Here is a 26,245-nt window from a genome sequence, read left to right as displayed (position 1 = left end):
GTTCATCCTGAGCCAGGATCAAACTCTCCATTGTATGTTTGTCTGACTCACTCAAAGTTTTGACGCTTTAGTTTTTCCTTACTTGGTTGTTATATTGTATGTCAATGATCTTTATATCTTTCGCTTTGTAATGAAGCACTCTTCTCTGTCAGTGGCGCTTCATATTTGCGAGTGCAAAAGTAAAACTTTATTTCTAATTGACCAAATGTTTTTTGAAGAAAATTTAAAGTTTATTTTGTAACCTTAACCCCTTCTCTAAACCCTCAATCCATCTACTCCTGCGCTCCCATATTGGGACTGCAAAGATACAAATCTTTTTCACTTTCGCAACTTTTATTTTTAAAAAGTTTTGATCGCATTTTTTAGAATTATTATCTTATAAAGTATATCGTTTCTGCTTAGCTAAAAGCTCTTCTGCGCTTACTGAATATCTTTCGTTTTTCAGTGGGGCAAAGGTAAGTCAACTTACCTATACCAAACAAGTTTATTTAACTTTAAATTCATATTATGTTCATATTTTAGCCTAACCTACTGGTAGGCAAGGGAGAAAATTTTAAACAAATGTTTGAAGCAACGCATTGGAGTGTGGAGGGAGCTTAGATGAGGAGTAATGAGTAATGAGTAATGAGTAATGAGTGATAAGTGATAAGTGATAAGTGATAAGTGATGGAAGTTATTCATATATATAATAGGATATTCTTTTATAGGATAGAGTATCTCAATTATGTTTGGGCTAAAGCAAAGGCAGAGGCTGATTTTATTTGAGCGGCTAAAGCCCACTCCTATTGAATATGCATTTCCAAAAAGAATTGATTGGCAGCTGGCTATTGGCTGCTAGCGACTGATGGCTGGCTATATTGACTATTGACTACCAGTTATTCATCAGCCTATATTTATAATCTATATCTACTCCCCTAGCCCCGATAGAAACGGATACCCCACAGCATAGGCTGGAAAGCGCAAGGATTACAGCTCTGGAAAGCCTTGGCGCGAGGAGTATGAGTGGATAGCGGGAAAAAGCTACTGATGAGTTTGAAAGTTGGTGGGTTGGAGAGTCTGAGGGATGGTGGGTTCTAGAGTTTGGGAGTTGAGAGAATGAGAGTGAGAGGTTGGGAGTTGAGGGGTGAAAAAAAAAACATTCCGTGGAAATCTTAGCTGTTAAAGACTCCCACGGAATGAGTATAAATTGAAGTTATAAATTTTAATTCAGAACATAGGATGTCCCGTCTCTTCCGTCTTTTAATTCGATGCCTTCAGCCAGTAGTTTGTCTCTGATCTGATCTGAAAGGTCAAAGTTCTTGGATTTTCTTGCCTGATTTCTAAGTTCAATTAAAACTTTCAATGTCTGATCAAGTTTTTCATTGTTATTTTCTTCCACAGCCTGTAATCCCAGTACATCAAAGATAAAGGCATTCAGGGTCGACTTTAAATCTTCAAGGTCTTCTGTAGAGATTGTTTCTTTGGCATCATTTAAAGCAAAGATATATTTTACGGCTTCAAATAAATGAGCAATCAGAATTGGAGAGTTGAAATCATCGGTTAATGCTTCATAACATTTGTTTTTCCATTCTTTAAGACTGAACCCGGACTTCTTATTATCGTCAGGAGTGATTGAGTTTAATACTTTCACAGCCTCCATCAATCTGATAAATCCTTTTTCGCTGGCTATCATCGCATCATTGGAAATATCCAAAACACTTCTATAATGTGCCTGCAGGAAGCAGAAACGAACAATTGAAGGATGGAAAGGCTTCTCAAAGAAGTCGTTATCTCCTGTCACCAACTGCATAGGAAGAATATAGTTCCCTGTAGATTTACTCATACGCTGGGAATTCATCGTCAACATATTGGCATGCATCCAGTAATTTACCGGAGCAGCGTCATTGCAAGCTTTTCCTTGTGCAATTTCACATTCGTGGTGTGGGAATTTCAAATCCATTCCTCCTCCATGAATATCAAAAGTTTCCCCAAGATATTTTGTACTCATCGCTGTACATTCAAGGTGCCATCCGGGGAATCCTTCTCCCCAGGGAGAGTTCCATCTCATAATGTGAGCGGGAGAAGCTTTTTTCCAAAGGGCAAAATCCTGTGGGTTCTTTTTCTCACCTTGTCCGTCAAGATCACGGGTATTGGCAAAGAGCTCTTCTATATTACGTTTTGAAAGCTCACCATAATTCAGTCCTCTTTTATTGTATTCCAATACATCGAAGTATACTGAACCGTTGCTTTCGTAGGCAAAACCTCTTTCAATCAGCTTTTGAGTCAGTTCGATCTGTTCTACAATATGACCTGTGGCTGTAGGTTCAATATTGGGAGGAAGTAAATTAAACATCTGTAAAACTTTATGAAAATCCACTGTATATTTCTGTACGATTTCCATAGGCTCCAGCTTTTCAAGTCTGGTCTGTTTTACAAATCTGTCATTATCTACGTTTCCGTCGTCAGTAAGGTGCCCGGCGTCGGTAATATTTCTTACATATCTCACTTTATACCCTAAATGCATCAGGGTACGGTAGATAAAATCGAAAGAAAGGAAAGTTCTTACATTTCCCAGGTGTACATTACTGTAAACGGTAGGTCCACAGACATACATTCCGATGTTACCTTCTAAAATAGGTTTGAATATTTCTTTTTCTGCTGTAAGCGAGTTATATATTTTTAGTTGCATTTATTTTTTATTAAAAGATTCAATAGTTTAAGATTCAAAAATTAGTTAAAATAATATTCTGTCACAACAAATAATTGTTGTGATATAAATTTTATCTGAAACTTTTTTAAATTTTATCATAATTAAATCGCTTTTAAATGATGCTGCAGATGGTCTACATAATCATTGATAATAAATTCCAAGGTAAAAACCCGAGGTTCTGTTTTGGTGGTATCACAGGTTCTCTGTAGTGCCTCATCAGGAATATTTTCAACAATACGAACTATCTGATAATTCAAAGCCTTCCAAAGGTCGATGACCTCATCAGTAGGAATATTCTGATAGTTCTGGATTTTCACCCATTCATTTTGATCGTATACAATATTCTCGTTCTCCTTATATTGAGTGACTACAAATCTACGGATATTTGTAAAAGCACTATCACAAAGATGGCCTATAATTTCTTTTTTAGACCATTTTTCTGATGTGGCCTTATAGATCCATTCTTCTTCAGAAATTGTCTGAAATCTCTGCAGTTCGGCATCAATAATATTTTTAAGAACCTGATAATTCATTCTAGTAATCTAGTTTTGCATGGCTTCCTACATAATGTAAGAATTCCTGTCTTGTAATAGGGTTTGTTCTGAAAATACCGCTTAATTCTGCCGTGATGGTAGAGCTTGCCGTATCTTTAATTCCTCGGCAGTTTACACAAAGATGTTTGGCATCAATGATGCAGGCTACATCTTTTGTTCCTAAAGCTTCTTTCAGGGCGTCCACAATCTGCATGGTCAGTCTTTCCTGAACCTGTGGTCTTTTTGCATAATAATCAACAATTCTGTTAATTTTTGAAAGACCGATTACTTCTCCATTTGAGATATAGGCTACGTGTGCTCTTCCGATAATCGGTAAGAAGTGATGTTCACAGAAAGAGTATACGGTAATATCTTTTTCCACCAACATCTGGCGGTACTTATATTTATTGGAAAAGGTAGAAATCCCAGGTTTGTTTTCCGGAAGAAGACCTCCGAAAATCTCATTCACATACATTTTGGCAACACGCTTTGGGGAATCTTTTAAAGAGTCGTCTGTCATGTCTAATCCCAGGGTTTCCATAATTTCTCCAAACAGCTCAGTAATTTTTTCTATTTTTTCCTGTGGCGATTTATCAAAAGCATTTTCCCTTATAGGCGTATGTTCTTTTCCTGTGAAAATATCATCGTCGTTATCAGTAAAATCAACCATTTTTATTTAATTTGCAGCAAAAATACGGATAATATTAATTCATCTATTTCAAATTGGACCGAAAAATATTATCTTTTATAACTAGTCTTATTAAAATAACCTATGATTATTGTCGAAGAAGTACAAAATGAAAAACATAAAAAGGAATTTCTAGAATTCCCTGCACAACTTTATCTCCACGACAAACATTATATACGCCCTTTAAATAAACATATCGAAGAAATTTTTGATCCTCAAAAGAGCAAGTTTTTCAAATATGGAACGTGTAAAAGATTTTTATTTAAAAAGAATCATAAAACTGTAGGTAAAGTTGCTGTTTTTATCAACACCTGCTATGAACAAAAGCAACCAACAGGAGGTTTTGGTTTTTTCGACTGTATTGATGATCAGCAAACGGCTAATTTTATTTTTGACCATTGTAAAAATTGGCTTCAGGAAAAAGGAATGGAAGCAATGGATGGCCCTATCAATTTTGGCGAAAGAGATAAATTTTGGGGTCTTTTGATTGAAGGTTTTACGGAGCCTTTGTTTGGAATGAACTATAATCCCCCATATTATAAGGAGCTTTTTGAAAATTATGGTTTTCAGATTTATTTTGAACAATTTTGTTTTACAAGACCCATTTTCGCAGAGGTTTCACGGGTTTTCACTATTGCGTATGAGAGAAACAGGAGAAATCCTGCTATTTCCGCCCAGCCTATGAAAAAGAATAACCTGAAAAAATTTGCCAAAGATTTTACGGAGGTGTACAATAAAGCCTGGGCTTCCCATGGTGAAGGAAAACACATAGAGGAAGCTAAGGTTCTGAAAATGTTTAATACCATGAAACCTATTATCAATGAACATATCTCATGGTTTGTCTATGAAAATGAAAAACCGATTGCCATGTGGATCAATCTTCCGGACCTTAACCAATGGTTTAAATATCTCAATGGAAAATTCGGATTTTTTGAAAAGCTTAAATTTTTATGGCTAAAGGAATTTAAAAAGAATGAAAAAATGGTTGGTCTGGTTTTCGGCATAGTCCCTGAATGGCAGAAAAAAGGGATTGATGGATATATGATCTGGAAGGGAACACAACATTTGAGAGAGCATACAGATTTTACAACTACTGAACTGCAGTGGATTGGTGATTTTAATCCAAAGATGATCAAAATTGCAGAAGCTCTTGATACAACAGTGACCAGGAAACTGGCAACTTACCGGTATTTATTTGATAGAAATAAAGAATTTGAAAGACATCCTATCCTTTAAAATGAGGAAGTCTAGGTATGAAAAATGGAAGTTACTGAAGACCAAAGGTTCAGTTTTGTTTCATATTAAAAATAAAAACCCTGCCTTACAGACAGGGTTCCTTTCATTTTGGTACTTTTATTAGAATAGCTCACCTGCTACTTTTTTAATATTATCACTTTTCCCCATTGAGTAAAAGTGTAAAACAGGAACTCCAAAATCCAGCAGTTCTCTGCATTGGGCAATTGCCCATTCTACTCCTATCTGCTTTACAGCTTCATTATTCTTGGCATTTTCCACAGCTGTGATCAGTTCTTCCGGAAGGTCTATTTTAAATACCTGCGGGAGAATTTTCAGATGCTTCTTTGTTGCAATAGGTTTAATTCCCGGAATAATAGGAACGGTAATTCCCATTTCTCTTGCTTTCTGAACGAATTCAATATACTTTTTATTGTCAAAGAACATTTGAGTTACAATATAATCTGCTCCGGCATCTACTTTCTGCTTGAGCCACTTCAGATCATAATTCATGGAAGGTGCCTCCATATGTTTTTCGGGATAACCAGCCACTCCTATGCAGAATTTATTAAGTTCATCACAAATCTGATCTTCATCATGAAGGTACTTCCCTCTTCCCAGGTTATTAATCTGGTTCACGAGATCCATAGCACTGGCATGCCCTCCCTGGGTAGGTTCAAAATACTGATGTCCTTTCATTGCATCTCCCCTTAATGCCATAACATTATCTATTCCAAGATACATACAGTCTACCAAAAGATATTCTGTTTCTTCTTTTGTAAATCCTCCACACAATAAATGTGGCACGGTATCTACATTATATTTATGCTGAATAGCTGCACAGATTCCCAATGTTCCAGGTCGCATTCTTGTAATACGACGTTCCATCAGGCCATTTCCTTTATCGAGATAGATATATTCCTCTCTTGAAGTGGTAACATCAATGAACGGAGGTTTGAATTCCATCAGCGGATCTATGTTCGTATACAGATCTTCAATACCGATTCCTTTCTGTGGTGGAACAACTTCTAAGGAGAATAAAGTTTTTCCATTTGCGTTTTTAATGTGTTCTGTTATCTTCATGTTATATTTTAGTTGTTGGTTGATAATTGATAGCTAAGAGTTTTGATTTGTAAACAAACTATCAACTCTCACCCATGAACTATAAACTTTTTTTAATCTGCTAAGTTGGGTGACAACCACTTTCTTGCTTCCTGAATGCTACAACCTCTTCTTGCAGCATAGTCTTTAAGCTGGTCTTCTGTAATTTTTCCTAAACCGAAATATTTTGCATGCGGGCTTCCGAAATAGTATCCGGAAACAGCAGCTGTAGGAAACATGGCTAAACTTTCAGTAAGGTAAACGCCAATATTTTCTTCTACTTTTAAAAGATCCCAGATTGTTTTCTTTTCCAAATGGTCAGGGCAAGCCGGATATCCGGGTGCAGGACGAACTCCTTTGTATTTTTCGGCAATCAGATCTTCATTGCTTAAGCTTTCCTGGTTGGCATAGCCCCAATATTCTGTTCTTACTTTTTTATGTAAAAATTCGGCATAGGCTTCTGCAAAACGGTCAGCCAATGCTTTTACCATGATGGAATTATAATCATCATTGGCTTTTTCATATTCAGCAGACAATTCATCTGTTCCAAAGCCTGTAGTCACACAAAAAGCTCCCACATAGTCTGTCTTTCCCGAGCTTTGAGGAGCGATAAAATCACTTAAAGCCAGATATTCTTTTCCTTTTGATCTTTGAGCCTGCTGTCTTAAAGTTAAAAATTTAGCCTGCTCATTATTATTCTCATCAAAGATTAAGATATCGTCGGACTCATTGGAGTTGGCTTTAAAAATTCCGAAGATCGCTTTTGCCGTTAATAGTTTTTCATCTAAAATTCTTTTTAAAATAACCTGAGCATCTTTAAATAATTCTTTAGCCTGAACCCCTACTACCTCATCTTCTAAAATATTCGGATACTTCCCATGTAGGTCCCAGCTTCTGAAAAACGGCGACCAGTCTATAAAAGGAAGAAGCTCATTCAAATCCTGGTTTTCAAAAACTCTTATACCTAAGTTATTCGGTGTAAAAATTTCTTCATTCTCCCAATCAATGGTAAAATGACTTTGTCTTGCTTCTTCAATTGATACATAGTCTTTATCAACCTGTCTGTTCAGAAACTTTTCCCTGAAATCTGAATAATCATTCTTTAAATCTGAAACATATTCTTTATTCCGGTCACCCAACAATGAACTTACTACATTCACAGCTCTTGAGGCATCATTCACGTGAACAACTGCATTTTTATATTTTAAATCGATTTTCACGGCAGTATGTGCTTTTGATGTAGTAGCTCCCCCAATCAATAAAGGAAAATCCAAGTTTTGTCTTTCTAATTCAGAAGCGATATACACCATTTCATCCAAACTTGGGGTGATTAACCCACTTAGTCCGATGACATCTACTTTTTCTGCAATGGCTGTCTGAATAATCTTTTCGGCAGGTACCATCACTCCAAGATCAACGATTTCATAATTGTTACAGCCTAATACTACGCTTACAATATTTTTACCAATATCATGAACGTCTCCTTTTACTGTTGCCATTAGAATCTTTCCATTGGCAGGTCTTGAACCATCTTTTTCAGCTTCAATATAAGGTTGTAAATAAGCAACTGCTTTTTTCATTACCCTTGCTGACTTTACTACTTGCGGAAGGAACATTTTTCCACTTCCAAATAAATCTCCTACCACTCCCATTCCTGTCATCAGATTAATTTCTATGACATGAAGGGGTTTTTCAGCTGCCTGTCTTGCTTCTTCTACATCTTCTTCAATAAAACGGTCAATCCCTTTTACCAATGCATACGTAATTCTTTCCTGCAAAGGATTGTTTCTCCATTCTAAATCTTCTGTTTTTTCTTTTTTTACCGACTTATGTTTTTCGGAATAATCAAGAAGTCTTTCTGTAGCATCTTCTCTCTTATCAAGAATAACATCTTCTACAAGCTCCAGAAGTTCTTTATTGATTTCATCATACACTTCCAGCATTGCAGGGTTTACAATTCCAATGTTCATTCCTGCCTGGATGGCATGATAAAGAAATACTGAATGCATAGCTTCCCTTACGGTATCATTTCCACGGAATGAGAAAGAAACATTACTCACTCCTCCACTTACAGAAGCATAAGGAAGGTTTTGTCTCACCCATCGGGTAGCTTCTATAAAGTCGATGGCATTTTTCCTGTGCTCATCCATCCCTGTAGCTACCGGGAAAATATTCAAGTCGAAAATGATATCTTCAGCAGGAAAACCAATCTGGTTCACCAAAATATCATAAGACCGTTTTGAGATTTCAATTCGTCGTTCAAGATTATCTGCCTGCCCTACCTCATCAAATGCCATTACAATTACTGCAGCACCATATCTTTTGATCGCTTTTGCATGTTTGATAAATTCTTCTTCTCCTTCTTTTAAACTAATGGAGTTTACCACACATTTTCCCTGTGCTACCTGAAGACCGGCTTCTAAAATTTCCCATTTGGAAGAATCAACCATGATGGGGATTCTTGCGATATCCGGTTCGGAGGCAATTAAGTTCAGGAACTTGATCATGGACGCTTTTCCGTCAATCAATCCATCATCAAAATTGACATCGAGAATTTGTGCTCCGCCTTCCACCTGATGGCGGGCAATATCTAATGCTTCAGAGAATTTCTCCTCTTTAATTAGTCTTAAAAATTTTTTGGAGCCGGCAACATTTGTCCTTTCACCAACATTGATGAAATTACTTTCCGGTGTTATGATAAGAGGCTCAAGGCCTGATAATCTTAAATACTTCATCTAATTTTATTCTTCTAAAATATAATAGGCATTATTTGCATTCTGCCTTAATAAATCTCTATGCTTAGCTAAAGCAGTGATCAGTGGAAATCTCTTGTATGCTAAACCATGCTCTTTAGCAAATTTTTCTATCTCCTCTGTGATTTCGTTATAATACATATAGCTGTAGTTTGGAAATAAGTGATGGGCAACATGGAAATTAAAATTCCCCAACACATTTCTCACCAGCCAATTATTTTCTTTTAAATCATTCGTCACTTCAAACTGGTGACGAAGCCAGCTAAATGGAAGCCCATTGTTCCTGTCCAATCTTGGAAAAGCATTATCGGGCAGCGGATGTAAAGGCAATAAAACAAACAAAGCAAAAATGCTTGCTGAAATCACCTGTAAAAACCATGCTCCCAACGCTAATCCTGCTGATACTTTAAAGAACACCACCGGAACTACAATCTGATAAAAAAAGTAGAACAGCTTATACCCTATCATTTTCACTTTCTCTATTACGGGTATTCTTCCCTGAGTTTTTAATATCACTCTTTCCTTATCAAAGAAATCTCTAAAATCTCTTATAAACATCCAGTTGAATAAATACAACGGATATACTAAAAAGAAAAACTTATCCTGGTATTTCTGTACCCCTTTTGCTTTGATCCAGGGAACGATTAGCAGCAAACCACTCTGCTCAATATCCGTATCCCAGCCATCCACATTAGGATAAGCATGATGACTTGCTATATGTCTTTTTTTCCAGATGTAGGAATTAGCTCCCACAAAATCAAAAATGTGCAACACCAGAAAGTTTAGTCTTTTACTTTTATAAATGTTGTTATGGGCTGCTTCATGGATAAGATTTAAATAAATCAAGACCAGAAAAACTCCCATGACAACAAAACTTAGTACATACAACCAGGGGACCTCTGCATTGAGAACAGCAACAAAGTATAAACTTATATAGATCAACGGCAGAATAACCGCCTTCACCTGGATATAAATATCTCTGTTCCCGGGAATTTCTTCTACCCGTTGGTTCACTTTCTTCCTTAGTTCATTAAACAGTTTCGCATCGTCAGAATCTTTGAAATAACTCGGCTTTTCCATTATATTAAACTTTATGGTTTATTTAAAGTTAATATTTATAATCCAGCCTACATTATTGATTTTAATTAAAAAAATCTATCAAATCATACAAATTCTTTCAATTTTCTTGGCGGATATTTTTCTACAAGATCAGCAATCGCTTTGATATGTTCCGGAGTAGTACCACAGCACCCTCCTATAATATTGATCAATCCTTTTTCTACATATTCCTTGATTTGTCTGGCCATATCTTCCGGTGTCTCATCATATTTTCCAAAGGCATTCGGTAAACCTGCGTTCGGATAAGCTGAAACATAGAATTCTGAATTATGGGCCAACGTCTCCAGGTAAGGCGTCAGCTGATCTGCTCCTAAAGCACAGTTGAATCCAACACTTAACAGGTTCAAATGAGAAACTGAAATCAGAAAAGCTTCTGCTGTTTGCCCACTCAATGTTCTTCCTGAAGCATCTGTAATGGTTCCTGAAACCATGATTGGAATTTTAATTCCTCTTTCATCCTGCAGCTCATCGATAGCAAACAAAGCTGCTTTGGCATTCAATGTATCAAAGATGGTTTCTACCAATAGAATATCTGATCCTCCATCTAATAATGCTTCACACTGCTGTCTGTAAGCTACTCTCAATTCTTCGAAAGTAATTGCTCTGTATCCCGGATCGTTAACATCTGGGCTTAAACTTGCCGTTCTGTTTGTAGGACCTATAGATCCCGCCACAAATCTCGGTTTATCAGGATTTTTTGCTGTGTATTCATCACAGGCTTTTCTGGCAATTCTTGCAGACTCATAGTTCAGCTCATACACCAGTTCTTCCATATGATAATCTGCCATAGCGATGGTAGTTCCTGAAAACGTATTCGTTTCAATAATATCAGCCCCTGCTTCCAGGTATTTTTTGTGAACTTCTTCAATAGCATGGGGCTGAGTCAAAGAAAGCAAATCATTGTTTCCCTTAACCGGATGTTCCCAGTCTTTGAAGCGCTCTCCACGATAATCTTCTTCTTCAAACTTATAACGCTGAAGCATGGTTCCCATAGCTCCGTCAAGGATGAGGATGCGCTTTTGGAGTTGAGAGTTGAGAGCTGAGAGTTGAAAGTCTTGTATGCTATTTTTCATTTTCTATTTTTTTATAATAATTTATAAATCCGCTGATAAGCTTTTTACATAAAAGGATTTTTCTATTTACAATTTCAAAATCATCTTTAGAAATATATACTTGGTCTAAAGCCAGATAAAATTGGGTTTCCAGTTCGTAAAGAGATCCTCTGGCAATATGCAAAAAGTGTAATGTATCTTTAGATGTTCTTCTTCCACATCCTTCTGCTATATTTGATCGGATTGAAATAGCGGCTCTTCTTATTTGACTGGTTAAAGCAGATACTTCTTCTTTAGGAAAATTTGTGGTCAAAATATAAGTTAGGTTAACCAATTTTCGTCCTTCAATCCAAACCTCTAATTCTGTATAATCTCTACTCATTTTTTATCTATAAACTGTCAACCCTAAACCCTCAACTAATCTAAAGCTTGTTTTAAATCTGCAATGATATCTTCTACATTTTCCAAGCCTACAGAACAACGTACCAGACCTGCTGTAATTCCTACTTCATTTCTTTCTTCGTCAGACAGTTTGGAATGAGTTGTAGAAGCCGGGTGAGTAACGATCGTTCTTGTATCACCTAAGTTGGCGGAAAGTGAACACATTTGTATCTTGTCTAAGAAATTTCTTCCACCCTCTATTCCTCCTTTTATTTCAAAAGCAACGATATTTCCTCCCAGTTTCATTTGTTTTTTGGCAACTTCATAGCTCGGATGGGATTTCAGGAATGGATATTTAACCAATTCCACATTAGGATGGCTTTCTAAAAACTCGGCTACTTTCAATGCATTTTCACAATGTTTTTCAACACGGATTGCCAATGTCTCCAGGCTTTTTGATAATACCCATGCATTAAAAGGAGATAATGCAGGACCTGTATTTCTTGCGAAAAGATAAATTTCTCTGATCAGGTCTTCTTTTCCTACTGCAATTCCACCTAAGACTCTTCCCTGTCCGTCAATCAATTTCGTGGCTGAATGTACAACAACATCTGCACCATATTTAATTGGCTGCTGAAGATAAGGTGTTGCAAAACAATTATCTACAATAAAAATCAGATTGTGTTTTTTTGCAATTTTCCCAAAAAACTCCAGATCCAGAATTTCAATAGCAGGATTAGTAGGAGTTTCCAGGTACAGAATCTTTGTATTCGGTTGAATATATTTTTCAACATTTTCAGCATCACCGGCCTTGAAATAAGTAGTTTCAATATTCCATTTCGGGAAATACTTGGTAAACAAGGTGTGGGTAGATCCAAAAACCGACTGGCAGCTTACAATATGATCTCCTGCATTCAATAATGCCGCAAATGTGGAATAAATTGCAGCCATTCCTGTAGCAAATGCATATCCTGCTTCTGCACCTTCCATTTTTGCAATTTTATCTGTGAATTCCGTTACATTCGGATTAGAGAAACGGCTGTATAGATTTTTAGGCTTTTCTTCGGCAAAACTCGCCCTCATATCTTCGGCATCCTGAAAAATAAAGCTGGATGTAAGGTATAATGGTGTGGAATGCTCGTCAAACTGAGTTCTTTCAGTTTGGGTTCTTATTGCTGATGTTTCAAAATTCTCCATATAGTTTTAATTAATTTACCAATATAGCAGTCTAACAATTTAATAATGAGATTCTTCGCAATGCTCAGAATGGTAATTTACAAGTATTGGTAAACTGTTAAATTGTCAGATTGTTACATTAATTTTATTTTATTTCACTTACTCTTAAAATATCTCCGAAAACACCTCTGGCAGTAACCTGCGCTCCGGCTCCGGCTCCCATAATAACAATTGGATTTTCACCGTAGCTTTCTGTATAAATCTCAAAGATTGAATCAGAACCTTTTAACTGTCCTAATGCTGAACTTCCCGGTACGGACACCAATTTCACATCAAGCTGTCCTTTTTCTTCCTGAAGATTCCCATGCAGATCCCCTACGTAACGCAATACATGACCGGGTTCTTGGTTTTCTTTGATCTTCTGATATTCTTCATCCAGTTCTTCCAGTCTTGAGATAAATTCATTTTTCTCTACGGAAAGAAGATTTTCAGGAATTAGATTTTGAATATTAATATCCTGGAATTCGTTGATCAGATCCAGCTCTCTTGCCAAAATCAGTAATTTTCTTGCTACATCATTTCCAGAAAGGTCTTCACGCGGATCCGGTTCTGTGTATCCTTTTTCCATTGCCTCTCCTATAATTGTAGAAAACTTATCATTTCTTACAGAGAAGTTATTGAAGATATAACTCAGCGAACCTGAGAATACACCTTTGATTCTGGTGATATTTTCTCCTGAAAGGTGTAGTAATTTGATCGTGTCAATTAACGGAAGACCCGCTCCTACATTTGTTTCATACAAATATCGTCTGTTGTTTTTACTCAACGTATATCTTAGTTTACGATATTCTTCAATAGGAAGTGTGTTGAAGATCTTATTGGAAGAAACCAGGTCAAATCCGTTTTCTGCCAGGGCATGGTAGTTTTTCACAAAATCTTTACTTGCTGTATTATCCACAACAATCAGATTTTCCAATTGATTTTCGTTAGAGAATCTGATGAGTTCCTGTACATTTGAGGAGTGCTCTGCAGTCAAAACCTCATCATTCCAATTCGCATCAAAACCTTTTTTATTGAAAGCAATCTTCTTTGAATTGGCTACTGCAACTACTTTAAGATCTATTTTCTTACGTCTTTTAATTTCTTCTGAAGATTGAAGAACCTGCTCAATGAGTGTTTTCCCCACATTTCCGTGACCGATAATAGCCAGATGAACAGTCTTTGGTTTTTTGAATATTTCAGATTCTAAAATATTTCTGGTTTTTTCGTCCTGTGAAGAGGTTACAACGATGTTTACCCTGTTTTCTCCTGATACCTGGTTTAAAAGCAATGGGAAGACATTATTTCTGGCCAGCTCAGCAAGAACTTTATTGAAATCTTCTGCTACAAATCCAAGTACAGAAACATTATTGATACTGTAGATTTGGGAAACTTTCCCTGATTTTCTTTCTGCTTCAAATTCATCGATAAGGCAAGCTACTGCTTTTTCTGCATCATTTTCCTGAACCAAAATAGAGATTCCGTTTTCTATAGCTTGTTGGGAAATCACTCCCACACTTATACGCGCTAAAGTAAGCGCTTTAAAAATTCGTCCGTCAATTCCGATTTCTCCAAGGAAATCTTCTCCTTCAAATTTAATGATTGATCTGTTCTTCAAAAATTTTATTTCGTTAGCATTTTTCATGAGTCTATAAAATATTTTTTATGATAGTATTTAATTGTTGGTATTCCATTAGGAAGGCATCATGCCCATGTATTGATTGGATCTCGTGATAAGAAACATTCTTATTTTTCTCTGTCAGTCTTTCAAAACACATTCGGATTTCAGAAGCAGGAAAGAATAAATCTGTATCAACGGAGATCATGTGCATTCGGGCCTGGATTTTCTCCAGCATAGCTTCTTCTGTATTGATATTCATTAATAGATGATTCATCAGCCTGTACGCTTTTAAACTAAATCTATCGTTTAAAGCATTTCCGTGATAAACCAGCCAGTCTTCCGATTCTAAGCGTTGTTTATCCTTATTGTATTTATTTTGAAATCTGTCATTGAGTGATTGTGGAGTCCGATAGCACAACATGGCATGGATTCTGGCTTTTTGCAGAGGTTCATCTTTATCATTCAGTAAAAATTTCTGAACAAGGCATTGTGCATGAAGCCAGTCATGAGTTTTAAAATCACAGGCAATAGGGATAAATACTTCTGCAAGCTCGGGCTTCTTGGAAAGCATTTCCCAAGCAATCCCTCCTCCTAAGGAGCCTCCAATAATGGCATATAGGTTTTCGATATGTAAAATTTCCAGTCCTTTCAAAAAGATATTGGCAATATCTGCAGGAGTGAAATCTTCATAGTCTTCAATTAAAAAATTATCGTAGCCGTTTCCGGGAATATTAAAACATAGAACTGTGTACTTTTTTGTATCAACTACCTGACCGTCGCCAATTAATTGTTTCCACCAGCCTTTTTCTCCGGATACATTTGAGTTTCCGGTCAGCGCATGATTGATTAAAATAATAGGTGCAGTGAACAAGTCTTTCCCGAAAAGCTCATAGCTCAACGGGATATGGTATTCCTTTTTGGAATGGGTTTGATACGAAAGATTAATATAGTTTAGTTCTGTTTTCAATTCTATTATTTTTAATACAATTGAAAATGCCACAGGAAATGGCTGAAAAGAACTTCAGTAAGTTATCTGTCCAAAATAATTTTGGTAGAACGTAGCACCTTCTTTGCTTGCACAAAGGGTTGCTAAGGTTTCATAGGGTCTAATCCCTCAACCTTTCTTGATAACATTTTCAATATTTGAATGAACGAATGGTGCAAAGGTAGTTTTTTTCTTTTAATTTCAAAAAAAAATTAATTTAATATTTTAATATCCCCATAAATACAAGTGTTTCAAGCCTATATTAAGAATTATTCAGATGATAGGAATTGGAATTACTTTTCAAAAAAACTAACTTCGTATGGAAAATGATGATATATGACCTCCGAAAAAGAAAGATTACAAGATTCCAAATGGAAAAACTGGGGACCTTACGTAAGCAACCGGCAATGGGGAAATGTACGTGAAGATTACAGCTCAAATGGAAATGCCTGGAACTTTACCAATCATAACAATGCGGAGAGCTATGCTTACCGTTGGGGCGAAGAAGGTATTGCCGGTATTTCCGATGTCAAGCAGCTGTTCTGTTTTGCATTCTCATTTTGGAACAAGAAAGATAAAATTGTAAAAGAGCGATTCTTTGGACTGAGCAATCCTCAGGGAAACCATGGTGAAGACATCAAAGAAATATTTTATTATCTGGATAATACTCCTACTCATAGCTATATGAAAATGGTTTACAAATATCCGATCAATGCATTTCCTTATGATGATCTTGTCACAGAAAACGGCAGACGCAGCAAAAAGGAACCGGAATATGAAATTTTTGATACCGGAATCTTCAACAACGATGAATATTTTGATATTTTCATTGAATACTGTAAGGCTGACCATAATGATATCTTGGCAAGGGTTACGGTATGTAACCGAAGTCAGCACGCTGCCCCTATTGTAGTAGCACCAACAGCCTGGTTCAGAAACAATTGGAAATGGGGATACAATACTTATAGAGGTGAAATGCATACTTCTCATGATGGAAGTATTAGTATTGGTCATGACAGTATTTCAATTAAAAAGCTATACTCCAGAAACGGAAACGCACAAAGTGTATTTTGTGATAATGAAACCAATACTTCTAAGCTTTATGGAGCTCCCAAAACTGAAAATACTTATTTCAAAGATGGTATTAATGATTTCATTATTCACCAGGGAGACACTGTAAATCCTGAGAGGAGGGGAACAAAAGCTTCTTTTCTGATTGACGAATTTATTGAATCCGGAGAATGTAAGATTTTTGAATTCAGATTATGTCCTGATGAAACTGATGAGCCTTTTCAAAGTTTTGATGAGATCTTCAGTACCCGAAAAAATGAAGCTGAAGAATTTTACCACGAAATTCAAAATGACACCACGGATGAAGATGAAAGAAATGTCCAAAGACAGGCCTTTGCCGGACTTCTCTGGAATAAACAGTTTTATCATTACAATATTGGAAAATGGCTGAAAGGTGATCCTAATTTTGAAGCCCCCAGAAACTTTAATGAATATGTAAGAAATACAGAATGGAATCATCTTCACAATAAGGACATTATTTCCATGCCCGATAAGTGGGAGTATCCGTGGTATGCTACCTGGGATCTGGCATTTCACTGCGTACCCTTATCTATGATAGATGCAGAATTTGCCAAGGGCCAGCTTTTGCTATTGACCAAGGAATGGTATATGCATCCTAACGGACAGCTTCCTGCCTATGAATGGAATATGAGTGATGTAAATCCGCCTGTACATGCATGGTCCTGCTTCAGGGTTTTTAAAATTGATGAAAAAAATAACGGAAAACCGGATCTTTTATTTCTGGAAAAGGTATTCCAGAAGCTTCTCCTGAACTTTACCTGGTGGGTGAACAGAAAGGATAAAAACGGAAAGAATATCTTCGGAGGCGGTTTCCTCGGGCTTGATAATATCGGTGCTTTTGACCGGAATATGGATTTAAAAGACGGGCAACATCTTGAACAAGCCGACGGAACGAGCTGGATGGCTATGTACGCACTAAATATGATGCGTATTGCCATGGAGCTGGCCCAATATTACCAGGTATATGAGGATATGGCTATCAAGTTTTTTGAACATTATCTTTATATCGCAGAAGCGATGGAAAACCTTGGTGAAGGCACTAAAGGCCTGTGGAATGAGGAAGACGGTTTTTTCTATGATGTTCTTCAGCTTGGAAACGGAGACAGCGTATCTTTAAGATTAAGAAGTATTGTAGGATTAATACCTCTTTTTGCTGTAGAAATTGTAGACCATAGATTGCTGGAAAAGATGCCGAATTTCAGAAGCAGAATGGAATGGATACTAAAAAACAAACCTGAACTCACTAAACTTGTCTCTCATTGGGATGAGGAAGGCCATGGAAGAAAGCACTTAATGAGCATCCTCCGTAAAAACAGACTGACAAAAGTTTTAACGAGAATGCTGGATGAAAAAGAATTTTTGAGTTCTTATGGGATCCGTGCCATGTCTAAAGTATATGAAGAGAATCCATTTGTATTCTCTGTTCACGGAAGGGAAAATATGGTTTATTATACTCCTGCAGAAAGTGACAGCAGAATGTTTGGAGGAAACAGCAACTGGCGTGGCCCTATCTGGTTTCCTATCAATTTTCTGATTGTAGAAAGCTTACAGCGTTTCCATTACTATTATGGAAACAGTCTTAAAGTAGAGTTTCCAACAGGAAGCGGAGATAAGAAGAACCTTGATGAAGTGGCCCAGAATATCAGCAAGAGACTTTGCTCCATCTTTTTAAAGGATGAACATGGCCAACGCGCTTTTAATGGTGGAAATCCTAAGTTTAATTATGATGAACACTTTAGAGATTATATCACCTTCTTTGAATATTTCCATGGAGACAATGGCCGTGGCGTAGGAGCTTCTCATCAGACAGGATGGACAGCTACTGTAGCCAAGCTTATTAAACCCAGACTTACATTTTAAAGAAAACGCTATACTGCATAAAAAAACCGGATGAGACATCCGGTTTTTTTTATTTTTAAAGAAAATAGAATTAAATTTTATCTCCATTAACAAAAACTTCGTATCCGATTTCTACATTCGGTTCTAAGGTTTTTGATACGGAACAGTATTTCTCAAAAGATAATTCTGCCGCTTTTAATGCTTTCTTAGGATCAATTTCTCCTTCCAAAAGGAATTTTACTTTAATAGATTTAAAAGGTTTTGCATCATCCACCTGCACTCTCTCCCCTTCCACTTCTGCCTGAAAATTTTTAATATCCTGACGCTGCTTCTTTAATATAGAAACCACATCTATTCCACTGCAGCCAGCTACAGCCATCAGTACACTTTCCATTGGTGATACCCCCTTAGCTCCCGGCTGGGAAGTATTGTCCAGAAGGATAGAGTTTCCTTGGGAGTTTGTACATTCAAATAAAAAGTCGTCGTTTATTCTGTTGAGTGTTATTTTCATTGTACGGATTTATATTTCAGGTTTTTTAATATTCTTATTCAAATATAAAAAACTTTAAGGATTAAACCTTAGGCTAAGACATGATATCAACCATAGCCTGAAAAAGATTATCCGGATTTTCTGCAATCCGGTTACACATATACAAATACCATTCATCACCATATACAATATACTGTCTGCATGAGTAGCCTTCTTTATAGGTTTCATTCAGTAGATCTTCCTGTATTCCCAGTAACATTTCAAATTCATACTTAGATTTTGGAACGTCATATTGCTCAATAAGCTCTTTAACTCTATTTTGAATTTTATTATGGTGCGTAGCAATAGAACATCTTCTGTTTTTAAGGAAAAGAGTTTCAATATAATTAATGTATAGGTTGTCTAAATGTTTTCCTCTCTCTACAGCATGTCCTGGAGGAACAGCAAAAGCACCTTTTACAATTCTTATTTTCCCTTGTGTTTCATTCAATACTCGTTCAAGATCTTTTGGAGTACGGTTTAAATAAGCCTGAAGGGTAATTCCCACATTTGAAAAATCAGGTGATATTTTACAATAGGTATTAATAATATCATCAGTTCTATCAACTCCTTCTGCGCTAATCACTATTTCAATATCTTTTTTATGAGCAGATTCCGCTAATAACACTAAATTATTATAAGCAAGATCCTTATCTATTGCAAGCCCAATATGTGATAAATCCAAAGAAACGATAGAATTAATCTTCTCTTCTTTCACCTTATTAATCAAATCAAGGAAATGTTGAGTTACCAATTCTGATTCTTCCACTGAACGGGTACTTTCCCCCATAAACTCTAGTGAAGTGGGAAGTCCTTTATCATTAATTCTTTTAACAGTAGCTAAAGCTTCTTCCATCTTTTCACCCCCAATATATCTTTTAGCTGCTTTCAGTAGGAGTTTAAAGAGCTCAGGATTGTTAAGAATATATTCTTTTGCGCCTTCATTTAGTGCTGCTATTTTCAACAGCGCACCTGCTTTTTCTTTTAGTTCCATTTTATTTTTTTAATTTGTATTTAAATTATTTTTATAAAATTCCTCTCGCTTTTATCTCCAAATATTTATTGATAACATCAATATTCAAGTTTTCAGGAAGGGTATATACGGTATAAATTCCATATTTACGAAGCTCCTGAATAATTAGTTTCTTTTCAAATTCAAATTTTTCAGCGACGATCTCATCATATATTTCCTGCATATTTTCAGGATTTTTATTACTCAAAGTCTGTAGCTCTGCATTTTTAAAAAATACAACTACCAGCAAGTGATTTTTAGCAATTCCACGAAGATATTTCAGCTGACGGTTTAATCCGTCCAGCGTCTCAAAATTGGTAAAAAGTAAAATTAAGCTTCTTTGGTTGAGTGAGTATTTTACATCCTGATACAACCGGTTGAAATCACTTTCAAAAAAGTCTGTTTTAATATTGTACAGGGCTTCTGATATTTTTTTCAATTGTCCGGACTTATTATCTGCAGCAATTTTATTTTCTGCTTTTTTTGAAAAGGTCATCATTCCCGCCCGGTCTCCTTTTCTCAAAATAATATGAGACAATGCCATGGCAGCATTAATAGAATAGTCCAGCAGACTTAATCCATTGAAGGGCATTTTCATTGTTCTGCCTTTATCAATCAGTATAAAAATACGTTGCGATTTTTCATCCTGAAATTGGTTAACCATTAAACGATTGGCTTTGGACGTTGCTTTCCAGTTGATGGTTCTGATATCATCTCCAGGAACATAATCCTTGATTTGTTCAAACTCCATAGTATGTCCCAACTTTCGGACTTTCTTAATTCCCCCCAGCATAAATTCGCTCTGCAAGGCCATCAATTCATATTTTCTGAGATGGATAAAGGAAGGATAAGAAGGTAGCATTGCATCTTTCTGGAAATTAAATCTTTTGGAAACCAATCCCAACGGTGAGGAAGCATATACATTCAGACTTCCAAAATGGTATTCTCCTCTTTCTTTAGGTTCCAGCGTATACTGAAAGAAAGTATTTGTCCCGGAATGAATATGTTTTTCAATTAAAAAATCTCTTTTCTGAAACTGGAAAGGTATTTCATCAATAATTTTGGTGGTAATCTTAAAGCTGTAATTGTTTTTGATATCAATTTTTACAAAGTTTTCGTCGCCATTGGACAATTTCTCCGGTAATATTCTTTGAGCCTGTAATGCATTTTTCTGATTAAAGAGAAGTAGATAATCAACCATTACTGCAAGAAAACAAAGTAGTAATACCATGTGGGCAGCCCACATCAATGCCGGGAAGAAAAATGCCAAAACATACAGAACACCCACTCCAATGAGCGTAAAGAAGAAACGTGTATTGATGTATAAGTTTTTCATTGTTTAGGTTATAAGGGATTAGGATTTAGAGATTAAAGGCTAATTTTATAAGCTTCAATCCCTTCTTTCCCTATCTAGGAATTTCTATTCCCTCTAAAATTTGACGGATAATTTCATCTGCTGTAAGACCTTCCATTTCTCTTTCCGGAGAAACGATTACTCTGTGTCGTAAAACAGCATAACTTGCTTCTTTAATATCTTCAGGAGTTACAAAATCTCTTCCTCTCAATGCAGCAAATGCTTTTGAAGCTGTAAGAAGTGCCAGTGAAGCTCTTGGAGAAGCCCCCAGATATAAAAACTGATTTTCTCTGGTATTGATGATAATTTTAGCAATGTATTCCATCAACTGTGCTTCCACGATGATTTCTTTTACCAAATGCTGATAGCTTTTCAGCTGTCCTGCTGTAATTACATGATTTACACCTTCGGTTTTATCTTCTTTTTTACTTTCATGCTGATTCCTGATAATGGCAATTTCCTGCTCAAGATTAGGGTATCCTACATTGATTTTGAATAGGAAACGGTCCAGCTGAGCTTCAGGAAGCCTGTATGTTCCCTCATGTTCTATTGGGTTTTGGGTCGCTACCACAAGGAACGGTTCATCCATTATATAGCGGGTACCATCCATTGTAATCTGTCTTTCTTCCATCACCTCAAAAAGAGCTGCCTGCGTTTTTGCAGGCGATCTGTTGATCTCATCAATTAATATGAAATTGGAGAAAATAGGTCCTTTTTTAAATTCAAATTCGGAATTTTTCACACTGAAAACCGAAGTTCCTAAAATATCGGAAGGCATAAGATCCGGTGTAAACTGAATTCTGCTGAAACCTACATCAATCGTTTTCGCCAGTAGCTTTGCCGTAATTGTTTTGGCAACTCCGGGAACACCTTCAATCAAAACATGACCGTTTGAGAGCAGAGCAGCCAAAAGATGCTCTATCATATTCTCCTGCCCTACAATTACTTTTCCAATTTCAGATTTTACTTTATCAAGGCTTGCGCGAAGCTCAATCATATCTATTCTGGACTGAAACTGGTCTTCGCTTTGATTAAGGTTTATAGCGCTTTGATTTTCTATGTTTTCGTTATCAAGGTTTTCCATAATTTTTATCTTTGGTTTTTTGACAGGCTTCGTTCTATCTTAAATTGTCCGCAAGGATTTTACTTTATTTCAGGATCTCATCAAGGAGTTTATTGATCCTTGCCAGGTCTTCTTTCATGACACTTGCATAAGGATCCTGTGCTTTTTTTATAAGTACTATTGCCTCATCTATCATCTCTATTGTTTTTCCGGTTTTCAATTGCAGTTTTTTAGCAAATTCCGAATCTAATTGCTGGGTATCAATCAGCAGGTCCATTCTCACTTTATTTAAAAAGTACTGGGCTTTTTTGGCCATCATATCGTGAAAATCACCTTCCTGAAGATAAAGATTTCCTATGCTTTTTACAAAATCTAAGGAGGTATTTCTCAATGGTTCTATAACGGCTACCACTCTCTGCTTTCTTTTAGCATTAAAGAAAATAAACAGGGTAAGTCCACCCAGAAGAACCCACCAGGCATATTTCAAAGCAGGATTTGACAATACGAATCTCATAAAGAATCGTGATGCTTTCGTATTGCTGGGTACAAACCAAACCGTTTCTCTATCCTGAAGATAAGAAAAAACATCCTGTGTATATTTTACATTTCCGGGTTTCAGAAGATAGTAATTGGTGAGGAAAAGTGGCTCACAGTGAGCATAGATGTTTCCTTTTCCAAATTTCACTTTAATAAAATTGGCCTGATCTGTATTCTTTCTTTCTACAGTCTTACCGAGTATTTCGATCTGGGGTTTAATAAATGAAAAACCTCTTCCAGACGGAAATTTATCCAGTTTAATAAAATCGTTCTGATATTTTTTATCGGTGAGCTTCAGTACATTCTCTTCTTCAAAAGAAATATCTGAGTCATAATAACCAATACTGTCTGATATTTCTTTGGGCATACTGCGCTCCATAATCAACATTGCATCAGAACCATTGGATACCTGATCCAGAATTTTCTTCCATGACTCTTTGTCGATCTTATTTTCAATGACAACAATGTTATGGATACCTTTTTTATGCTGATTATAATACTCGTAAGGTGTCTGCTCAATTTTTTTGAGTTTATTTTTAAAGAGGTCCTTTGCTTCATTATTAAAAACAAACAGCCCAAAAGGAGATTTCTCATTAATATCGAAGTTTTTGCGCCAGTTTGTAGTTTCTTTTTTGTTAACTTCAAGCAACGCCAGAATAACCATCACAACGATGAAAATTACAGCATATATTTTGAAAGTTTTATTCATGGTTCATCTTTAATTATGGTTTAAACTCCTGATACTGGTTTTTAAATTTTCTATAGCTCTGTTCTTCAATATTGAATTCTCCATACCATACATAATCGAAGATATGGGCAAGATTTGAAAATTCATTTTTCAGATGCGGAGCTTTTAACTCCATTGTATAATCTTTATTCGTTTTTTCAGGATTCCAATTGATCAGTTTTTTATCACTTAATTTTTTAAGAATAAATAAGAACTGATAACGCACCGCAGAACGGTAATCTCCTGCATGTTCAAACTTTGCAATGCTTTCAGGAAAATTAATCTCATGGATATTTTCATGAAGCTCTTCTACATTAATATTTATTTTTTTATTCTTTCTACCAAAAATAAAGCTTCCGTCTTTTCCGAGCATATATCTGATGATAAAGTAGAGAAGAAATCCTACCAGGATAATGGCAAATAAACGGATGAGAACTGTTGTCAGTTCCGCAGATTTGGAAAGAGCTGTTTCTCCAAAAACACTCTGTAAAAGCTGTCCAACTTTTCTCATTAGCTTCTGCCAGAAAGATTCTCTTGGTTTCGTTACAGAATAGTCATATTCTTTACCTTTATATCTTGCAGGGATATTCTCTTTGAATTCCTTTGAATACACCCTATTTTCAGATACCGGATTTTTCATCAATACAGAATCTGCACGCAGCATACTGTGGTAATGACTTGTGCTCAAAGAATCTCCCAAATAATCATCCACGGGATTATTCTCCTGAGCATTAACCAATTCCAGAGATAAAAAAAACAGTATGAAAAACAGAAATTTATTCATGACTACCTATCGTGTCTATTTCTTCAAGTTCTACTTTTTGATGAAGATCTGTTCTGCTATCATAATACATCAATCCTCCATTGATATACATCAGATTGGAAAGAAAGAATGAGAGAAGCATTGAAATACCATAAAATACAAAAAAAGCGATACCTAACGCCCCGGTAAAAGGATTTTGTTCAAAGTTTGCATCCGGAGCAGTCGTAAGGATTGATCCGTAAAAAAATATCATCGGGATATAGGTAAAAAATGAAGCGACAATAGAAATAATAATAACCATCACAAACGCCGCTCCCCAATACTTCCAGTATGGAGATTTTTCACTTCCGTTCGGATAGGAAAACTGTGCCCTCATCGAGTAGCTCAAACTTTCAAAAAAACCTCTGGACGAATTAAAATAATCATACATCAGAAATGTAGTGACATTAAATATCGTGGGATACACAAGAAATATAAGAAAAAAACCAATTACAACGAATATCAGGAGATAGGAAAACCCAATCACAAACATAGCCAGCGGTGCTACAATAAAAATAATTCCAAGACAGAGCTTCGCTATTTTTCCAGCATTATTTTTAAAGTCACTCAGAATTTCATCTGTTTTTATATGTTCCGCCCCCTGTGCAATTCTCTTCATATAGAAAACAGGAAACAGATAATTGACGATGGCCAGAATCATAAAAAGTAAAAATGTGAGTAATCCCACAGCAATCAGCATTCCTCCATTTTCTGAAAAATATTGCTCAAAATAGTAGGTATCACCGCCAAGATTGGATCCGAAAAGCTGGGAAAAAAGCTCTTTATATCCGAAAACCACCACAGTTACCATGAGAATTAACAATAAACCATTAATCAAAAGATAACTTTTGAAATAGTTTTTCCCATATAACTTGAAAAAATTGAAACTGTCACTTATAAAAGTTCCAAAATCTCTTTTTTTATAAAACTGTATCATTGATTTGGTTATTAATTTTTTTATTGACAATTGATGGATATACAAAATAGTAAAACCCAATAATTGCAAGTGAACTGAAAATAATGACTATGTTTAAAGCCAAAGGCATTTTCAAAGCATGTCTTGTCACATATCCTTCAATAATTCCTGCACAAATAGTGAATGGAATGGTACTCAAAAATATTTTAAATGAATCTTTAAATCCCCTTTTAAAAGAATTAAACCTTGAAAAAGTTCCGGGAAACAAAATAGAAGCGCCCAAAATCAATCCACACATAGCTTCTACCACCATAGCAAAAATTTCAAAGACTCCATGGAGCCATATTCCCCGTGCACTCTCTTTCAGTGCTCCATACTCGTAGAAAAAATACTGAAAAGAACCCAGCATGACACTGTTGGAAAGAAGGGCAAACAAGGTTCCCACTCCTCCTGCAATACCATACATGTATAATTTGGCACCTACCTGGATGTTATTAAAGATAATTCCTATAGTACTTCCCCATGTAGACCCGCTTTGATAGATTCCTACAGCATTATTGTTTTTTATATTTTCAATAGTTTCATTTACATAGCTTTCTCCAAGAATAATATTTGCGAAATCTTTATCATAGATAGCAGAAAGCACGCCTATCGAAGTAAACAGAATAAAAAAAAGAAAAGCATACATCAGGTATCTTCTATACTGATAAACCAATAATGGAACTTCTGTCCGGAAAAAGTAAATCAACCGGTTCTCTTCTACTCTTTTTGTTTTATAAATTTTCTGAAAAATCTGAGAAGACAAGTGGTTTAAATAAACGGTTGTATTGCTTTTGGGATAGTACGTCTGTGCAAAAGACAGGTCATTGATCAAATTAATATACAATGAAGACAGGTCATCAGGATTTTTTTTAATTTTTCCTTGAATAACCTGTTCTATTCCCAACCATTTTTCTTTATTTTGTTTAATGAAATAAACTTCTCTCATAATTGTAAAGGCTAAA

General features: G+C 36.0%; 21 protein-coding genes and 1 riboswitch. Of the genes, 2 read left to right on the top strand and 19 right to left on the bottom strand.

All coding sequences use genetic code 11. From position 1 onward, the window contains the following. Window positions 1–1,201: 1,201 nt before the first annotated feature. The 3 genes from cysS to folE all read right to left on the bottom strand — a co-directional run bounded on the left by cysS (window position 1,202) and on the right by folE (window position 3,892). Window positions 1,202–2,668, bottom strand: coding sequence for a cysteine--tRNA ligase (cysS, locus tag JML65_RS05695; protein ID WP_202270158.1), 1,467 nt, complete (start codon window positions 2,666–2,668; stop codon window positions 1,202–1,204). Between the two features lie 122 nt (window positions 2,669–2,790). Continuing rightward, the gene (locus JML65_RS05690) at window positions 2,791–3,222 is read right to left on the bottom strand and encodes a DinB family protein (protein ID WP_084086616.1); all 432 of its coding nucleotides are present in this window, start codon (window positions 3,220–3,222) and stop codon (window positions 2,791–2,793) included. A gap of 1 nt (window position 3,223) precedes the next feature. Continuing rightward, entirely contained in the window at window positions 3,224–3,892 is a 669-nt protein-coding gene (gene folE, locus JML65_RS05685; RefSeq protein WP_047491620.1) for a GTP cyclohydrolase I FolE, read from the bottom strand. 102 nt (window positions 3,893–3,994) lie between these two features. Between folE and JML65_RS05680 the strand changes: the two genes are divergently transcribed. Beyond that, entirely contained in the window at window positions 3,995–5,146 is a 1,152-nt protein-coding gene (locus JML65_RS05680) for a hypothetical protein (protein WP_202270157.1), read from the top strand. Window positions 5,147–5,266: 120 nt separating this feature from the next. Here the strand turns inward: JML65_RS05680 and metF are convergent, their stop codons facing one another. From metF to JML65_RS05640, 8 genes are all read right to left on the bottom strand, one after another. Further along, window positions 5,267–6,226, bottom strand: a complete 960-nt coding sequence (gene metF / locus JML65_RS05675) for a methylenetetrahydrofolate reductase [NAD(P)H] (protein ID WP_047491613.1) — start codon at window positions 6,224–6,226, stop codon at window positions 5,267–5,269. 92 nt (window positions 6,227–6,318) lie between these two features. Beyond that, complete coding sequence (gene metH / locus JML65_RS05670) at window positions 6,319–8,979, bottom strand: methionine synthase (protein WP_084086613.1); 2,661 nt, start codon at window positions 8,977–8,979, stop codon at window positions 6,319–6,321. 6 nt (window positions 8,980–8,985) lie between these two features. Beyond that, on the bottom strand, window positions 8,986–10,077 hold the full coding sequence (locus JML65_RS05665; protein ID WP_202270156.1) for a fatty acid desaturase family protein: 1,092 nt from the start codon (window positions 10,075–10,077) through the stop codon (window positions 8,986–8,988). Between the two features lie 83 nt (window positions 10,078–10,160). Further along, window positions 10,161–11,189, bottom strand: coding sequence for a homocysteine S-methyltransferase family protein (locus tag JML65_RS05660; RefSeq protein WP_115920714.1), 1,029 nt, complete (start codon window positions 11,187–11,189; stop codon window positions 10,161–10,163). Continuing rightward, window positions 11,179–11,550 carry a four helix bundle protein gene (locus JML65_RS05655; RefSeq protein WP_202270155.1) on the bottom strand — a complete coding sequence of 124 codons (372 nt, stop codon included), beginning with the start codon at window positions 11,548–11,550 and terminating at the stop codon, window positions 11,179–11,181. Before JML65_RS05655 ends, JML65_RS05660 begins: the two co-directional genes overlap by 11 nt. A 35-nt stretch (window positions 11,551–11,585) precedes the next feature. Further along, window positions 11,586–12,746 carry an O-succinylhomoserine sulfhydrylase gene (locus JML65_RS05650; protein WP_047491601.1) on the bottom strand — a complete coding sequence of 387 codons (1,161 nt, stop codon included), beginning with the start codon at window positions 12,744–12,746 and terminating at the stop codon, window positions 11,586–11,588. 124 nt (window positions 12,747–12,870) lie between these two features. Further along, window positions 12,871–14,409, bottom strand: a complete 1,539-nt coding sequence (locus JML65_RS05645; RefSeq protein ID WP_115920718.1) for an ACT domain-containing protein — start codon at window positions 14,407–14,409, stop codon at window positions 12,871–12,873. 4 nt (window positions 14,410–14,413) lie between these two features. After that, window positions 14,414–15,352, bottom strand: a complete 939-nt coding sequence (locus tag JML65_RS05640) for an alpha/beta fold hydrolase (protein ID WP_202270154.1) — start codon at window positions 15,350–15,352, stop codon at window positions 14,414–14,416. Window positions 15,353–15,411: 59 nt separating this feature from the next. Next, window positions 15,412–15,519: riboswitch (SAM riboswitch) on the bottom strand. Between the two features lie 187 nt (window positions 15,520–15,706). On the opposite strand from JML65_RS05640, the gene JML65_RS05635 reads away from it, so the two are divergent. Next, window positions 15,707–18,322, top strand: a complete 2,616-nt coding sequence (locus JML65_RS05635; protein WP_202270153.1) for an MGH1-like glycoside hydrolase domain-containing protein — start codon at window positions 15,707–15,709, stop codon at window positions 18,320–18,322. Window positions 18,323–18,392: 70 nt separating this feature from the next. Here JML65_RS05635 and JML65_RS05630 read toward each other — a convergent pair whose 3' ends face one another. The 8 genes from JML65_RS05630 to JML65_RS05595 form a co-directional block, all read right to left on the bottom strand. Further along, a complete protein-coding gene (locus JML65_RS05630) occupies window positions 18,393–18,812 on the bottom strand; it encodes an OsmC family protein (protein WP_047491591.1) in 420 nt (139 codons plus the stop codon). Window positions 18,813–18,885: 73 nt separating this feature from the next. Then, a complete protein-coding gene (locus JML65_RS05625) occupies window positions 18,886–19,824 on the bottom strand; it encodes a proline dehydrogenase family protein (RefSeq protein WP_202270152.1) in 939 nt (312 codons plus the stop codon). A 31-nt stretch (window positions 19,825–19,855) separates the two neighbouring features. Then, entirely contained in the window at window positions 19,856–21,178 is a 1,323-nt protein-coding gene (locus JML65_RS05620; protein WP_202270151.1) for a DUF58 domain-containing protein, read from the bottom strand. 70 nt (window positions 21,179–21,248) lie between these two features. Further along, window positions 21,249–22,280: an AAA family ATPase gene (locus tag JML65_RS05615; RefSeq protein WP_202270150.1), complete on the bottom strand. Its 1,032-nt coding sequence runs from the start codon at window positions 22,278–22,280 to the stop codon at window positions 21,249–21,251. A gap of 64 nt (window positions 22,281–22,344) precedes the next feature. Then, on the bottom strand, window positions 22,345–23,505 hold the full coding sequence (locus JML65_RS05610) for a hypothetical protein (RefSeq protein ID WP_084086600.1): 1,161 nt from the start codon (window positions 23,503–23,505) through the stop codon (window positions 22,345–22,347). A gap of 13 nt (window positions 23,506–23,518) precedes the next feature. Then, on the bottom strand, window positions 23,519–24,307 hold the full coding sequence (locus JML65_RS05605; protein WP_202270149.1) for a DUF4129 domain-containing protein: 789 nt from the start codon (window positions 24,305–24,307) through the stop codon (window positions 23,519–23,521). Next, window positions 24,300–25,262 (bottom strand): DUF4013 domain-containing protein, encoded by a 963-nt coding sequence (locus JML65_RS05600; protein ID WP_084086598.1) that lies wholly within the window; start codon window positions 25,260–25,262, stop codon window positions 24,300–24,302. The genes JML65_RS05605 and JML65_RS05600 overlap by 8 nt, the downstream gene beginning before the upstream one ends. Continuing rightward, window positions 25,246–26,229, bottom strand: a complete 984-nt coding sequence (locus tag JML65_RS05595) for a stage II sporulation protein M (protein ID WP_047491566.1) — start codon at window positions 26,227–26,229, stop codon at window positions 25,246–25,248. Before JML65_RS05595 ends, JML65_RS05600 begins: the two co-directional genes overlap by 17 nt. Between the last annotated feature and the right edge of the window lie 16 nt (window positions 26,230–26,245).

This window comes from Chryseobacterium sp. KMC2, from assembly GCF_016756935.1.
Classification (GTDB): Bacteria; Bacteroidota; Bacteroidia; order Flavobacteriales; family Weeksellaceae; genus Chryseobacterium; species Chryseobacterium rhizosphaerae.
This window is presented reverse-complemented; position numbering and strand designations above follow the sequence as displayed.

Bases quoted from the DNA above. Each gene is read 5' to 3' on its own strand.
- metF (WP_047491613.1), bottom strand. From the start codon at position 6,226: ATGAAGATAACAGAACACATTAAAAACGCAAATGGAAAAACTTTATTC.
- JML65_RS05630 (WP_047491591.1), bottom strand. From the start codon at position 18,812: ATGAAAATAACACTCAACAGAATAAACGACGACTTTTTATTTGAATGT.
- cysS (WP_202270158.1), bottom strand. From the start codon at position 2,668: ATGCAACTAAAAATATATAACTCGCTTACAGCAGAAAAAGAAATATTC.
- JML65_RS05650 (WP_047491601.1), bottom strand. From the start codon at position 12,746: ATGGAGAATTTTGAAACATCAGCAATAAGAACCCAAACTGAAAGAACT.
- JML65_RS05600 (WP_084086598.1), bottom strand. From the start codon at position 25,262: ATGATACAGTTTTATAAAAAAAGAGATTTTGGAACTTTTATAAGTGAC.
- JML65_RS05690 (WP_084086616.1), bottom strand. From the start codon at position 3,222: ATGAATTATCAGGTTCTTAAAAATATTATTGATGCCGAACTGCAGAGA.
- JML65_RS05645 (WP_115920718.1), bottom strand. From the start codon at position 14,409: ATGAAAAATGCTAACGAAATAAAATTTTTGAAGAACAGATCAATCATT.
- JML65_RS05615 (WP_202270150.1), bottom strand. From the start codon at position 22,280: ATGGAAAACCTTGATAACGAAAACATAGAAAATCAAAGCGCTATAAAC.
- JML65_RS05625 (WP_202270152.1), bottom strand. From the start codon at position 19,824: ATGGAACTAAAAGAAAAAGCAGGTGCGCTGTTGAAAATAGCAGCACTA.
- JML65_RS05665 (WP_202270156.1), bottom strand. From the start codon at position 10,077: ATGGAAAAGCCGAGTTATTTCAAAGATTCTGACGATGCGAAACTGTTT.
- JML65_RS05605 (WP_202270149.1), bottom strand. From the start codon at position 24,307: ATGAATAAATTTCTGTTTTTCATACTGTTTTTTTTATCTCTGGAATTG.
- JML65_RS05595 (WP_047491566.1), bottom strand. From the start codon at position 26,229: ATGAGAGAAGTTTATTTCATTAAACAAAATAAAGAAAAATGGTTGGGA.
- folE (WP_047491620.1), bottom strand. From the start codon at position 3,892: ATGGTTGATTTTACTGATAACGACGATGATATTTTCACAGGAAAAGAA.
- JML65_RS05680 (WP_202270157.1), top strand. From the start codon at position 3,995: ATGATTATTGTCGAAGAAGTACAAAATGAAAAACATAAAAAGGAATTT.
- metH (WP_084086613.1), bottom strand. From the start codon at position 8,979: ATGAAGTATTTAAGATTATCAGGCCTTGAGCCTCTTATCATAACACCG.
- JML65_RS05655 (WP_202270155.1), bottom strand. From the start codon at position 11,550: ATGAGTAGAGATTATACAGAATTAGAGGTTTGGATTGAAGGACGAAAA.
- JML65_RS05660 (WP_115920714.1), bottom strand. From the start codon at position 11,189: ATGAAAAATAGCATACAAGACTTTCAACTCTCAGCTCTCAACTCTCAA.
- JML65_RS05635 (WP_202270153.1), top strand. From the start codon at position 15,707: ATGACCTCCGAAAAAGAAAGATTACAAGATTCCAAATGGAAAAACTGG.
- JML65_RS05620 (WP_202270151.1), bottom strand. From the start codon at position 21,178: ATGAAAAACTTATACATCAATACACGTTTCTTCTTTACGCTCATTGGA.
- JML65_RS05610 (WP_084086600.1), bottom strand. From the start codon at position 23,505: ATGAATAAAACTTTCAAAATATATGCTGTAATTTTCATCGTTGTGATG.